11 protein-coding genes and 1 riboswitch are annotated in these 13,732 nt (G+C 44.3%); all 11 genes read right to left on the bottom strand.

Going from position 1 to position 13,732, the window contains the following annotated elements; all coding sequences use genetic code 11:
* Positions 1-36: 36 nt before the first annotated feature.
* The gene (gene larB / locus EQM06_RS02740) at positions 37-792 is read right to left on the bottom strand and encodes a nickel pincer cofactor biosynthesis protein LarB (protein WP_128744888.1); all 756 of its coding nucleotides are present in this window, start codon (positions 790-792) and stop codon (positions 37-39) included.
* Between the two features lie 74 nt (positions 793-866).
* Positions 867-1,910: a calcium/proton exchanger gene (cax, locus tag EQM06_RS02735; RefSeq protein ID WP_128744887.1), complete on the bottom strand. Its 1,044-nt coding sequence runs from the start codon at positions 1,908-1,910 to the stop codon at positions 867-869.
* Between the two features lie 107 nt (positions 1,911-2,017).
* Positions 2,018-3,364, bottom strand: coding sequence for an amino acid permease (locus EQM06_RS02730; RefSeq protein WP_128744886.1), 1,347 nt, complete (start codon positions 3,362-3,364; stop codon positions 2,018-2,020).
* A gap of 121 nt (positions 3,365-3,485) precedes the next feature.
* Positions 3,486-3,572, bottom strand: a riboswitch (glycine riboswitch).
* Between the two features lie 156 nt (positions 3,573-3,728).
* Positions 3,729-6,380 (bottom strand): translation factor GTPase family protein, encoded by a 2,652-nt coding sequence (locus EQM06_RS02725; protein WP_128744885.1) that lies wholly within the window; start codon positions 6,378-6,380, stop codon positions 3,729-3,731.
* Positions 6,381-6,574: 194 nt separating this feature from the next.
* The gene (locus EQM06_RS02720; protein WP_128744884.1) at positions 6,575-7,360 is read right to left on the bottom strand and encodes an OmpA/MotB family protein; all 786 of its coding nucleotides are present in this window, start codon (positions 7,358-7,360) and stop codon (positions 6,575-6,577) included.
* A 12-nt stretch (positions 7,361-7,372) separates the two neighbouring features.
* Positions 7,373-8,158 (bottom strand): flagellar motor stator protein MotA, encoded by a 786-nt coding sequence (motA, locus tag EQM06_RS02715; RefSeq protein ID WP_128744883.1) that lies wholly within the window; start codon positions 8,156-8,158, stop codon positions 7,373-7,375.
* Between the two features lie 175 nt (positions 8,159-8,333).
* Positions 8,334-9,518 (bottom strand): pyridoxal phosphate-dependent aminotransferase, encoded by a 1,185-nt coding sequence (locus EQM06_RS02710; protein WP_128744882.1) that lies wholly within the window; start codon positions 9,516-9,518, stop codon positions 8,334-8,336.
* Positions 9,519-9,550: 32 nt separating this feature from the next.
* On the bottom strand, positions 9,551-10,612 hold the full coding sequence (buk, locus tag EQM06_RS02705; RefSeq protein WP_128744881.1) for a butyrate kinase: 1,062 nt from the start codon (positions 10,610-10,612) through the stop codon (positions 9,551-9,553).
* A 14-nt stretch (positions 10,613-10,626) separates the two neighbouring features.
* Positions 10,627-11,307, bottom strand: a complete 681-nt coding sequence (locus tag EQM06_RS02700; RefSeq protein WP_128744880.1) for a hypothetical protein — start codon at positions 11,305-11,307, stop codon at positions 10,627-10,629.
* Between the two features lie 44 nt (positions 11,308-11,351).
* Complete coding sequence (locus tag EQM06_RS02695) at positions 11,352-12,263, bottom strand: bifunctional enoyl-CoA hydratase/phosphate acetyltransferase (RefSeq protein WP_128744879.1); 912 nt, start codon at positions 12,261-12,263, stop codon at positions 11,352-11,354.
* A gap of 12 nt (positions 12,264-12,275) precedes the next feature.
* Entirely contained in the window at positions 12,276-13,703 is a 1,428-nt protein-coding gene (locus tag EQM06_RS02690) for an APC family permease (protein ID WP_128744878.1), read from the bottom strand.
* Positions 13,704-13,732 lie beyond the last annotated feature (29 nt).

Raw genomic sequence — 13,732 nt, 5'->3', positions numbered from 1 at the left:
TACAAACTGTTTTCAACAGGAAAAAAGCATATCCGCCTATAGGGGGTTTGTTTTGACCCCTAATCGATTAATCTGCGTAGCCATATATCCGGCTCCGTATCCATTATCAATATTTACCACCGCAATTCCGTTGGCACAGGAATTAATCATGGTCAACAGGGCTGACAATCCGTTCATGGATGCACCATACCCCACAGAAGTGGGAACGCCGATGACAGGCTTGTCCACTAAACCAGCCATTACACTGGCCAAAGCACCCTCCATCCCTGCAACAGCTACAATACAATTTGCACTCTGAATGGTTTCAATCTGCGACAATAATCGATGAATACCGCACACGCCGATATCGTAAATCCGTTCTACATAGGTGCCAAAATACTCCGCAGTCTGGGCAGCCTCCTCCGCTACCGGAATATCGGCCGTTCCCGCTGTACAAACCGCAATTTTTCCTGCTCTTTTCTTCTCCGTTTTCTCTATTTTTATAATCCTGGAAACTTCATCGTATTGAGTTTCCGGATATTTCTGCCGAATCATCTCGTATTGCTGTTTGGACGCTCTGGTTCCGAAAACTTCTCCTTCTTCCTCATACAGCTTCCCAAATATACTCAGCAAATGCTCGTCTGTCTTTCCGCTGCAGAAGATCACCTCCGCAAAACCTGACCGTACTTTTCTATGGGTATCCAGCTTCGCATATCCCAGCTCTTCAAAAGGCTGCCTTCGAAAATACTGTTCTGCCTCCTCCAAAGAAAGCTCTCCGTTCTTTAATTTTTGTAATACTTCCCGTGTTTCCATTCCTTCCTCCAATTCGTCTGCTTTCCCTTATTTTTAGATTTATCTGCGTGATTACATCTCCTTTTACTTTCTGATTACAAGATAAAAAATGAAGCTGCTAAAATAATATAGGCCGCAATCAGCTGAACCCCTTCCAACCAGTTGGACTCCCCATCACTGGCCACCCGATTTGCAATCAATACGGAAAAGATCAGGGCAACCAGCTCAAAGGCATTAAATACAATGCTCATCGGTGAAAACATCAGGCTTAAAAAGATAAGAACCGGTGTGACGAACAGTATGATTTGCAGACTTGAACCTAACGCGATCTCAATGGCTACGCTCATCTTGTTTCTATGAGCCATTAAAACAGCCGTACTATGCTCCGCAGCATTTCCTATAATAGGAACCAGTATGATACCCACAAAAAACTCACTCAACCCCATGGCTTTCGTCATAGGCTCCACTGTTCCCACAAAGATTTCCGACTCTATACCAATAAATACAGTTGCAATTACCAAAACAAATACAGCGGCTTTCAAAGACCATTTTGGCTTCTCTTCTTCCGTGGCTTCTACCGCATATAAATCCTTATGTGTGAAAAAAGAAAAAACCATACTCAAAATATATATGGAAACCATAATAATGGCCACTGTAACGCTGAGGCCTTCATATCTTGTAGTAAGCAGTGCCGATGGAACCGTGTGCGTAAAAACGGCGGGAATGGTCAGCCCAATAACAGCAAATAGCAGCATGCTGGCGGTGACATTGATGACCTTCTGATCAAAATACTGCGTTTTATATTTCATACCGCCTACAAACATACTCAATCCAAGTACCAGCAAAATGTTTCCGATTACGGAACCTGCAATGGACGCCTTGACCACATCAAACAATCCGGCCTTCATAGCAAAGAAACCGATGATCAATTCTGTGGCATTTCCAAAGGTTGCATTGAGAAATCCTCCGACTCGGTTTCCTACATAATGAGAAATGGATTCTGTCGCTTCTCCCATGATTCCGGCTAACGGTACGATCGCCAGTGCCGAAAGAATAAAAATCAGGATCTGTGACGCATGCAGAAACTCTGCCGCCAGACTGACAGGAATAAAAATAAGCAAATATTTTAATATCTTCAATGTAAAATCTCCTTTATATAAAACACCTGCTGATTCCACTTTTCAAGTGGAGTCAGCAGATTTATTATAATCAAAGATTTTGCCCAAAACAAGCCTTTTCATTCAATTTATTTTGACTTACATGCGGTATAGATCCCCGCCAGAATGACGAACCACACTGGCGTAACAAACAGGGCGACACGGGTTTCAGCATTCAGTGCTAATACGATCAGTACAAAGGCAAGGAACGCTAAAATAATGTAATTGGAAAGCGGAAAAAGTGGCATTTTAAACTTACTCTTAGCGGCAAGCTTTGGATTGGTTCTGCGATATTTCAAATGGCAAAGCACCATCATAGCCCAGATAAAAATAAAACAGAAGGTGGAAATACTTGTAATCAGCACAAATACGCCCTCCGGCATGATGTAATTCAAAATAACTGAAATTAACAGGACGGCGGCAGAAAAGAATGTAGCATTAGAGGGCACCTTGTTGCGATTTAATTTCTTCAAGGAAGCCGGTGCATTATTTTCCTGGGCCAGAGAAAACGTCATACGTCCTGTGCTGAAAATGCCGCTGTTACAGGCCGATGCGGCAGAGGTCAAAACAACAAAGTTTACAATGCTTGCCGCCGACGCTATGCCCACGGAAGCAAACACCTGCACAAATGGGCTTTCAGCCGGATTAATGGCATTCCACGGATAAATGCTCATGATGACAAAAAGGGCGCCGATATAAAAGATAATAATTCTAATCGGAATATTATTGATGGCTTTTGGGATAACATGCTCCGGATTCTCTGTTTCACCGGCAGTCAATCCGACCAGCTCAATGCCCGTAAAAGCGAATACCACCATCTGGAAGGAAAGAATAAATCCGCTTACCCCATTGGGAAACCAGCCGCCATGCTGCCACAGGTTTGAAAAGCTGGAGGGGCCTGCATCCGTAGAAAATCCTTTCAGAATCATGAAGCAGCCAATTACGATCAGGGATACTATGGCGATAATTTTAATTAAAGCAAACCAGAATTCCATTTCGCCGAAATATTTTACTGCGGTCAGGTTCATAATCAATAAAAGGACTAAAGCCACCAGACTTGGAACCCATTGGGCAATATGGGGGAACCAGAATTGTATGTACAGTCCCACGGCAGTCAAATCCGCCATGGCCAAAGAAATCCAGCAGAACCAGTATGTCCAGCCGGTGATAAAGGCCGCTCCGTTTCCGAAGTAATCCTGAACAAAATCCACAAAGGAATGATGATTCAGGTTGGACAGCAAAACTTCTCCCAGTGCCCGCATGATAAAATAACAAATGATTCCTGTAATTAAATAAGCGAATAAAATAGAAGGTCCCGCCAGATGGATGGATCTGCCGGATCCAAGAAACAGACCCGTACCGATAGCTCCCCCAATGGCAAGTAATTGAACATGGCGATTTTTCAATCCCCTGGATAAATGTTGATTTTCTGACATAACTATTCCGCCTTTCTAAAAGTTCCTATTGTAAGTATATTCAAATTGGAGATTTTAATGGGGAATAGATAATAAAATCTAAAAGAAATAAATAGAAAGATATTACTTTTATAAGATATGTTACCTGTACCCTGTCCTTTTACCTGAGAGTTTCGTCATATGACTTTCCCCTTCGGTGCTCTTTAAGAGTCTCTCCAAGGTTTCATCCAATAGCGGTCATCTCTAATTCAATAGGTACCTGAAAGATTTACTTCTTCGGTGAACGGCTGCAGCCGTTGCTCTCCCGCTATCTTCATCTGAAAAATATTAAATTTACCGTTATATATTAATACAAATTGGATCAAGTTGCAACCATTTCTTCCGGTTATTTAGGAGGAATTTCTGTGAGCTCTTCCATTTTTTTCTTTTCCTCCGGAGATAATGCGTCTTCGAGATAATAGTGATTCTTGCTTTGCATTTCTTTGTATTCCTGCCGAATCCGTTCATTGGTCCTGTCGATTTCTTCTTTTAGCTCTCTGGCAGACAAGAGGGAGCATCCCGCTCCTCTTATAATAATTTGCTGCAATCCGTCGGAGGTGGCCACTGTAATATGGTATTTTTTCTGATTCGTATAGGCGAACCGTTCAATGTACTGATCAGCCGGCTGTGCTTCTCTCGTATATACCATGTGTATATTGTGGTAGTCGATCATTTCCTCCCGGTGCCCCTGTACGCGGTACGCATCAAACACAACAATGATCTGGCATTTTCGGATTCCCTGATAATTGCTGAGACAATCCATCAATTTCGTTCTGGCGCTGTCCATGTTTACTTCCGCAAGTTCTTTTAGATCTTCCCATGCAAAGATGACGTTATATCCGTCTACCAGCAGATATTCTTCTTTATTCTCTTTTGGAATACTGGTATATTGCATATCGACCGGTCCAAAAGAGTTTTCGCGAGCCGGTTTTTGTCTTTTCCATACAGATTTTCTCCCTTGATTTGCATAAAAGGTATGGTTCATAATCTGATCAATTTCCTCTTCACTGATCCACCGTTCCTCCTCCGGCAAAATTCGGTTTGGAAGAATTTCTTGTACCTTGGCATCCCGGCGAAGCCAACGCTCCACATGCATATGATCTTTCACCTGATCCCAGCTCACGATAACCCCCGCTCCATGCGTACAAAAAACAGAACCTGTTGGATTTTCTAAATCTCTTTCCGAGTCATAGCCGGCAGCCGTCAGTACTTCCTCTGTGTTGTGACACGGCTCGTAGCCCTTCAAGCTGCAAAAAAGCCGCCCACGTCCTTTGGTATAGGACGCCACCTCTTTCTGATAGTTCCGCATGGTGCTGACCGGAGCACTTCCTGTAAGAACCGCTGTTTCGCCGTCTGTCTGGGATATTTCACTGGTGCCATACATCTGCTCCACATCCGTCATAGCTCGTCCCACCATTTTTTCAGGTAATTCCAGCTGAAAAGTATAATAAGGCTCCAATAATACGGATTCTGCTTCTTTCAAGCCCTGCCGCACGGCTCGATAGACTGCTTCCCTGAAATCGCCGCCTTCCGTATGCTTCTTGTGGGCTCTGCCCGACACTAAAGTGATTTTCATATCGGTAATGGCTGAGCCGATCAGCACGCCCTTATGCGTTTTTTCCTCCAAGTGAGTCAATATGAGCCTCTGCCAGTTTTTCGCCAACACATCTTCGCTGCACACTGTATCAAACTGCAATCCGCTTCCCCGTGCTCCGGGCTCCAGCAGCAAATGAACCTCTGCATAATGCCGGAGGGGTTCAAAATGTCCTACTCCCTCTACTGTGTTTGAAATGGTTTCTTTATATACGATTTTTCCGCTGTCAAAAGCGACTTCCGCTCCATACCGGCTCTGTATCATGCTCTGCAAAATTTCAATCTGCACCTCGCCCATGAGCTGGACCTGGATTTCCTGCAGCTGTTCATCCCACACGAGATGGAGCTCCGGTTCTTCTTCTTCCAGCTGGCGCAGCTTGGGCAGAAGAGCCCTGGGTTCGCAATCCTCAGGAAGAACAAGCTGGTAAGACAATATGGGTTCTAACAAGGGCAATTCCGACATCTCTTCTATACCCAGGCCCTGTCCCGGACGGGTATAGCTGAGCCCTATTACAGCACATACGATCCCCGCTTCCGCTTCACGAACCACCTCAAATTTCTGGCCGGAATAAATGCGGATTTGATTCACCTTTTCCTCCCAGTCCCCATTTGTTAAGCTGTCTTTCACTTTAAGTGTTCCGCCCGTCAGCTTCATATGAGTCAACCGGTTGCCCTGTTCGTCTCTTTCGATTTTAAAGATCTTTGCACCGAAGGACTCTGGATAAGCAGGAAGTAACGAATACCTTGTTATTCCCCGCATCAGTTCATCAATCCCGTTCAGTTTTAATGCGGAACCAAAATAACAGGGAAATACCCTGCGTACCCGAACAGCCTTCCGAATCTGATCTGTCTCAATCTTCCCGGTTTGCAGATAGGCTTCCATCATGGGTTCACTGCACATGGCCAGCTGATCATAAAAAACATCCGTACAGGCTTCACCAAATTCAATACACCCATCACTCAGCTGATTTCTAATCTCCTGGAGCAGCTTCACCCGATCCGTACCCTTCTGATCCATCTTGTTTATGAATAAAAAAACAGGGATCTGATACAGATTCAGCAGATGCCACAGCGTTTTGGTATGCCCCTGTACCCCATCCGCACCATTTATTACTAAAATAGCATAGTCCAGCACTTGAAGCGTTCTCTCCATTTCAGCCGAAAAATCCACGTGACCCGGTGTATCCAGCAAGGTAATCCGGACATCTTCCGTCTCAAATACCGCCTGTTTAGCGAATATCGTGATGCCCCTCGCCTTTTCCAGTTCGTAGGTGTCCAGATAAGCATCCTTATTGTCCACCCTTCCCAACTTTCCGATTTTACCGCTCCGGTAGAGCAGACCTTCTGACAAAGTCGTTTTTCCGGCATCCACATGCGCCAATATTCCAATCACTAAATTCTTCATATATCTTTCAAATCCCTTACTTACTTCCTTCCGACAACACCGCTTTCAATTACTTCGTTTATTTTACCACACAAACTCAAAAACAAAAAGAAGCCATTTATATCCGATGGAGTGACCCTCGTTCATAAGTGGCTTCTCTCTTATCATTATGAAACAACTTTCCCACTAAATTGTGCATGATAAATCCTATTTTTCTATTCGGTGAGCTGCTTTTCCAGATTATTATACTTCTCGCTTAAAACAATGATGTCGATACGTCTGTTCTTTGCTCTTCCCTCTGCAGTAGAATTGTCGGCGACCGGCCTGTATTCCCCGTATCCAACGGATACCAGTTTTTCCGGCGGAACACTGTTATTAATAAATAGCTGTACGACACTGGCAGCTCGAGCTGACGATAATTCCCAGTTTGAAGGATAAATTTCCGAATGCATCGGTACATTATCCGTATGTCCTTCAATACGTATATAATTATTCAACGTATTGATCATAGTAGCCACCTCTACCAATGTCTGTTCATTTTCTTTTTTGATGTCTGCACTTCCGGATTCAAAGAAAACGGCATTGTTCAGGCTGACAACCAGACCTCTCATATCTATACTGGTGGTTACGGAAGTATCCATACCTTCTTTTACGATTTTAGCATCAATTTCAGCCTTTAGCTCTTTCAGCTTATCCAGCTCATACTCTCCCATATATTTTTCCAAATCAATTTCCGATATTCCTGATTGAGTAGCGGCATCCTTTCCGCTGCTGCTTTGCTTGGTCTGCTGCTGCTGGCTCATTTGAGCGGCAGCGCTTTTGGTCATCATAGATTCGCGAAATTCCTGAGATATTTGTGCTGCTTTTCCGGCATCTACCTTGCTTACCGCAAACAGAACAATAAAAACGGCTAACAGTAACGTCATCAAATCCGAATATGGCAATAACCATGCTTCCCCATTCTCTGCCTCATGACTTGCATGTTTCTTTTTTCTCGACATACCATTCCCTCCTTATTCTGACTTCATCTCCTCAATGATCTGTTCCTGTTGTGATGGCGGCAGAATAGCAAGCAATCTGTCTTTCAGCATAAATGGAGAATCCCCTCTCTGTATAGACAGCAGACCCTCAACGATCATGGTTTTCATGGTCACTTCATGCTGGCTTTTGACCTGTAATTTTTTTGCAAAAGGATTCCATAAAACATAACCGGTAAATATACCAAGAATCGTTGCTATGAAGGCAGCAGCAATAGCCTCAGACATGGCGTCCGTATCATCGATATGTCCCATGGCTGCAATCAGACCGAATACTGCTCCCAAAACACCTAAGGTCGGAGCATACGTTCCGGCAGATGAAAAGATCCCCGCATTGAGAGCATGCCGCTTCTCCATTTCGGAAATCTCATTGTCAAGAATATCTGCAATAACGTCCTCTTCTATTCCATCCACCACCATACGAATCCCTTTTTTGATGAACGGATCTTCAATTTCCTCCACTTTGCTCTCTAACGACAAAAGGCCTTCTTTTCTGGCTGAAGTAGATAGATTAACCATCAATTCAATGATTTCTGTTTCAGAAACATCCTTTTGCTTCGTAAAAAGAATTTTGAACAGGGATCCCAGACTTTTCAGATCTTCTCCCGGATACGAATTCAAAATAGTAGCAACTGTACCGACAATGATTACACAGAACGCTGCAGGATTTATAAAAACAGTAAAACTAATACCCTTAAAAATCATAGCTCCAACTATCGCTGAAATACCTACAATAATGCCCAAAAGTGTAGTAAGTTCCATATCTCCTCCTTATTTATTCGACATATATTTACTATTTCTTCCATGATACCATTTTTTATCAATTTACACAATTATTATTTCTGTCTAAATTGGCCGGAATACAAAAACCGGGGACAGATTTTCTCTGTCTCCGGCTGATGTATAAACTTTTTTGATATTTTGTTGTTTTTACGTTCTATTTGAATTCTTCCATTAATTCTTTAAACTTTGGCAGTGCACCCGTAATGGTTTCATAAGCCACACAATAGGCAATTCTCACATATCCGGGGCAGGCAAAGGAAGTTCCCGGGACAATCAGCAAATGGTACTTCTTTGCTCTGTTGCAAAATTCCACATCGTTTTCTATTGGGGACTTTACAAAGAGATAAAAAGCTCCGTCCGGACGGATACAGTCATACCCAGCTTCCGTCAAGCCATTGTACAGGGCTTTCCTGTTTTTGTCGTAGACACCGATATTGACCTCCGCGTCCAGACACCGTCCAACCGCCCTCTGCATCAAAGAAGGTGCGTTGACGTAACCTAAAATACGGTTCGCTACATTGGCAGCGGCAACCACATCTTGAAAATCATCCACTTCACTAGGAATCACCAGATACCCGATTCGTTCTCCCGGCAGGGAAAGGGATTTACTGTAAGAATATCCAATGACAGCATTTTTATAGTATTTGGTCACATAAGGCACCGAAACGCCGTCATAGACCAGTTCACGGTAAGGCTCATCGGTAATCAGATAAATACTAGTGCCGAATTCTTCTTGCTTGCTTCTCAGTATATTGGATAATGCAGTAATGTTTTTCTCTGTATACACCACTCCGGTAGGATTATTCGGTGAATTCACAATGACCGCTTTGGTTTTGGCGGTGACTTTTTTCTCAAATTCTTCAAGATTTGGCTGGAAATCCACCGTATTCGGTGAGACCTCCACTAATACACCATCAAAGTTTGATACATAGCTTCGGTATTCGCCGAAATAAGGTGCGAACACGATCACTTCATCACCCGGATCCAGCAAAGTCTTTAAAATAACATTCAGGCCGCCTGCTGCGCCTACCGTCATTAAAATATTTTGAGTCTCAAAGTGAGTTCCGTGCTTCTGATTGATGTTTTCCGCCACTTTTTGCCGAATATCTTCATATCCGGAATTATTCATGTAGCCGTGAACAAAGGTAGGAGATTCTTCATGGAGCACATCAAGAATAGCCTGTTTTACCTCTTCCGGCGGAGCCAGATTTGGGTTTCCCAAACTAAAATCGTACACATTTTCAGCGCCGTACAAGGCGGACATTTTCTTTCCTTCTTCAAACATAGCTCGGATAGCCGAGCTGCCCTGCACATATCCAACCATTTTTTTTGAAATCATTTCACTACTCCTTTTTTCACTATTCCTCTTTTTTAATACTCTTGAGCCGTTTCCTCTCCTCTCAGTATCCTTAAGGCTCCCAGAGCAAGTGCTTCCATCTCATCCTCTCCCGGCATGATCTCCACCGGAGCAATAAATTCAACCCGCTCTTTGATCATATCCGTCATCATCTTTGAATAAGCCACGCCGCCGGTAAGAATAATATAATCCACCTTTCCGCTTACTACCGGAGCCAGTTCTCCGATTCCCTTCGCCACCTGGTAGGCCTGCGCTTCATAAAGCAGTTTAGCCCTTTCATCTCCGCTTTCGATCATTTTCTCAATTCTTCTGCAGTCAGCTGTTCCTAAATGAGCTTTCAGCCCGCCCATTCCGCGAATCCTTTTTATCATTTCCTTGCGGTTATATATGCCGGAATAGCACATATCCACGATGTAAAGCAGCGGAATGCTTCCGGAACGTTCCGGAGAAAACGGTCCCGCATCATCCCGGATGGCGTCAATGATCTTTCCTCCTTTATGGATGCCGATAGAAATGCCGCCTCCCAAATGAGCTACCAGCAGGGTCATGTCCTCATATCTTTTTCCATGTTTCTCAGCCACCTTGCGGGACATGGCTTTCATATTCAGCACATGGCACATGCTCTGCCTTTGCACATCGGGAAGCCCGGTGATCTTAGCGATTTCTTCAAATTCATCGGCCATGACCGCATCATAAATGTAAGACGGGATCCCAAGGGGCTCCGCTATTTCGTATGCCAGCAAGGCTCCCAGATTAGACGCATGAGGCGACGCCTGCCCACCCAGAAGCGCCTCTTTCATATGCGGATTTACCAAATATCCGCCTGCATGCAGATTAGGGAGAAGTCCGCCCCTTCCTACCACCGCAGCCAGGTCTGAAAGAACTACACCGTGTTTTTTCAGGATTGCTTGAATGGCTTCCGATCTAAATTCTAATTGATCAAGAACTTCCTCATACGGACTGAGTTCTTCGGCAGTATGTTCTATATTTTCGGAAAAGACCAAGGTTTCATTTTCATATAAAGCGACTTTCGTCGAAGTAGAGCCGGGATTAATAGAGAGAATTTTATAACTCATGTATGTGCCCCTTTCTATTTACTATTTTTTTGTCCTTTTCTTTTTGAAAATCCCAAAATAACGCCTAAGCAGATAGACAGCATGGCTGCCGCCAGAACCCGATATTCCGGATCCAGCATAAATGTAATCGTATGAGCCGGAATCCAGAAAATCGGAATGGTTTTGCAGACGACAAATGAAACAAACCCGTTCAGATCAGCCGCATCTAATACATCTGACAGTTTCTGCCCCCTCATTTCAGTCAGAGAGCCGTTGCTCATTTCTATCCATGTATCGGTGATTCGATGAAATCCCATGAAAGTGGGACCAAAGATCAGATTCATGAATGCACTGATCAAAAATGCAGTCCCCAGAGCGGAAGCCATACCGCCGCCGCTTAAGGAAGGCAGATATCCTTTAGCCATGGCACCGTGAACACCGGCATCAAACAGCACGATCATTAAGCTGATAGCCATTCCAAGGATACCCCATACAATCACACGCCACAGAAAGCCTTTTGGTTTTTTCCAGTCTCCCGATACGATTCGGATGGACAGCAATTCGCCCATGCTGGCCAAAATACCAAACTTTAAAAATGCCATTCCATACGGATGATCGGCAGAGGCAGATAAAAAGACCTGATGGGTGACAGGTACCAAAAGAAATGCGGCAGCACAGGCCAGTACCGCGCCCCATATAAAATCACCTTTTTTCATGCAGCGAACCTCCTAATTTGTTCTCTGTTTTCTGCGATTTCTTTTTATACCTGTTTCTCTGCGGATGCCGCTGACAGTACAAGGGATAAATACTTTTCTTCTGCCGACGCACCTCTTGAAACGATCACGATAGGCACTTCAGCACCCACAATAATTCCGGCCATTTTTCCGCCTGCGGAGAGCATCAGTCCTTTTGCCAAAAGATTTCCCGCCGTCATGTTCGGCACAACAGCAATATCCGTATCTCCTACAACAGGGCTTTTATACCCTTTGATAGCCGCAGATTCAGGGCTGATCATCAAATCATACGAAATAGGTCCCTCTACGATGCAGTTTTCCAGCTTTCCTTCCTGATTCATCTTTTTCAGCTGATCTGCGTCCACGGACTCGGGCATTTTAGGATTTACCACCTCAGTTGCGGATAACACCGCTACCTTTGGGATTTCATATCCCAGCGACTGTAACACCTGTACGGAGTTCTCAATGATCTTCGCTTTTTGGTTCAGATCCGGATACAGTACCATGCCCCCATCCGTTATGACGAGGAGCTTATGGTATCCCGGTATCTCAAACAAGCCAAAATGAGACATAATGCCGCCTTTTTGCAAGCCGTGCTCCTTATCCACCACTTCTTTTAAAAGATCCGCCGTTTGAAGCTTCCCCTTCATGATAAAATCGGCCTTTTTCTCGTGAATCATTTCAACAGCTTTCCGTGCCGCCTTGCGATCCTCTTTTTCCTCTATCATTTCAACGTTAGAGAGATGCAAGTTATGAGCTGTGATAATGTCCTTGATCTTCTCTACATCACCGATCAAGACAGGTTCTGCAATATTTTCCTGAAAGGCTTTATCTATGGCTTCCAGTGTATGTTCATCGTGAGCGGAAACCACCGCTACTCTTTTTTTCACATTTCCGCTTTTCACCTTTTCTATCAGTTCATCGAAATTATGTATCATATCCATCTCCTATCACACAGATCTTTTATCTTCTATAGAGGTTTTTGCGTTCAATTCCTTTCCTAGCAGACTGTGCTGCTTTCCATAACTGAAATAAATAATCAGTCCAAGAGCTACCCAGCAAACAAATGCAATCTTGGTAATGGAGGCTAATTGAAGAGCCAGAAAACCGCAAATGACTACAGCAAGAATAGGAACCACAGGAACCAGAGGTACTCTGAAGGATCTTTCTATTTCCGGATGGCTTTGACGAAGCTTTATCACCGTAATAGAAACCATGATGAAAGCAGCTATTGTTCCCATATTAACCAGTTCGGCTATAATTCCGATCGGCAGGAAACCGGTGATGAGACATCCCAGCAGCCAGATCAGGAACGTAGAGCTGGTCGGTGTACTTGCCTTTTCACTGATTTTAGAGAATTTGGTCGGGAGTAGACCATCTCTGCTTATGGCATAGATCAAACGAGTGCTGCTGTACATGGTGACCAGCACTCCGGAAGTCAGCCCGGTCACTGCGCCCACAGAGACCAGAGCAGAGCCCCAGTTCACTCCTACCTGAGCCAGAGCATAGGCAACAGGAGCAGCCACATCATGATATTTCAGATAAGGAAGCATACCTGTTAAAACCAGCGTAACGGCAATGTACAAAACCGTAACCACAATCAGAGAGCCAATAATTCCTTTTGGCAGATCCTTGGCGGGATCTTTTACCTCCTCTGCGGCATTGGCAATGGCGTCGAAGCCAAGATAAGCGAAAAATACAATAGCGGCTCCTGAAAATACGCCATCCCAGCCATAAGGCATAAACGGTGTAAAATTCGCAACATTTACGTGCCTTACACCAAGGACGATAAACAGAATAACGATACCTATTTTCACTATTACAAGGAAATTGTTTACATTGGCACTTTCTTTTGCCCCCAGAATCAGCAGACCGGCTATGGCTGAAACAATAATGATGGCCGGCAGATTGACCAGTCCTCCTGAGAAAGGCCCTGCTACCAGGAATGACGGTAAATGAATACCTACTACAGACAGTAAGTTCGTGATATAAGCAGACCAGCCTGTTGCGATGGCTGACATGGCAACGATGTACTCCAGCGTCAGGCACCAGCCTACGAACCAACCGAATACTTCACCCAATCCCACGTAGCAGAAGGTATACGAACTGCCTGATGCGGGTATCATGGAAGCCAGCTCCGCGTAGCACAGGGCTGCGCACGCACAGGCAAACCCTGCTATGATGAAGGAAATAGTCAGCGCGGGTCCTGCGTAATCGGCGGCAGCAACTCCCGTTATTACAAAGATACCGGTTCCTACGATTACACCGATTCCCAGCATAATGAGTTCGAAAGCTCCATATACCCTTTTCAGCTGCGGACCTTCCTTTCTCTCATTTAAAATGCGCTCTATCGGCATTTTTCTAAAAATATCTGACATACGATGTCCTCCTTTATTTATGAATTAAC

Origin of the sequence: Aminipila luticellarii, from assembly GCF_004103735.1 — a bacterium.
In the GTDB taxonomy this organism is placed as follows: domain Bacteria; phylum Bacillota; class Clostridia; order Peptostreptococcales; family Anaerovoracaceae; genus Aminipila; species Aminipila luticellarii.
Note: the sequence above shows the minus strand (reverse complement) of the source record. Positions and strands in the feature narration are given on the sequence as shown.

What these genes read in the sequence shown, in the direction of transcription:
- larB (WP_128744888.1), bottom strand. Translation starts at nt 792, where the DNA reads ATGGAAACACGGGAAGTATTACAAAAATTAAAGAACGGAGAGCTTTCT.
- EQM06_RS02730 (WP_128744886.1), bottom strand. Translation starts at nt 3,364, where the DNA reads ATGTCAGAAAATCAACATTTATCCAGGGGATTGAAAAATCGCCATGTT.
- EQM06_RS02725 (WP_128744885.1), bottom strand. Translation starts at nt 6,380, where the DNA reads ATGAAGAATTTAGTGATTGGAATATTGGCGCATGTGGATGCCGGAAAA.
- EQM06_RS02720 (WP_128744884.1), bottom strand. Translation starts at nt 7,360, where the DNA reads ATGTCGAGAAAAAAGAAACATGCAAGTCATGAGGCAGAGAATGGGGAA.
- motA (WP_128744883.1), bottom strand. Translation starts at nt 8,158, where the DNA reads ATGGAACTTACTACACTTTTGGGCATTATTGTAGGTATTTCAGCGATA.
- EQM06_RS02710 (WP_128744882.1), bottom strand. Translation starts at nt 9,518, where the DNA reads ATGATTTCAAAAAAAATGGTTGGATATGTGCAGGGCAGCTCGGCTATC.
- buk (WP_128744881.1), bottom strand. Translation starts at nt 10,612, where the DNA reads ATGAGTTATAAAATTCTCTCTATTAATCCCGGCTCTACTTCGACGAAA.
- EQM06_RS02700 (WP_128744880.1), bottom strand. Translation starts at nt 11,307, where the DNA reads ATGAAAAAAGGTGATTTTATATGGGGCGCGGTACTGGCCTGTGCTGCC.
- EQM06_RS02695 (WP_128744879.1), bottom strand. Translation starts at nt 12,263, where the DNA reads ATGATACATAATTTCGATGAACTGATAGAAAAGGTGAAAAGCGGAAAT.
- EQM06_RS02690 (WP_128744878.1), bottom strand. Translation starts at nt 13,703, where the DNA reads ATGTCAGATATTTTTAGAAAAATGCCGATAGAGCGCATTTTAAATGAG.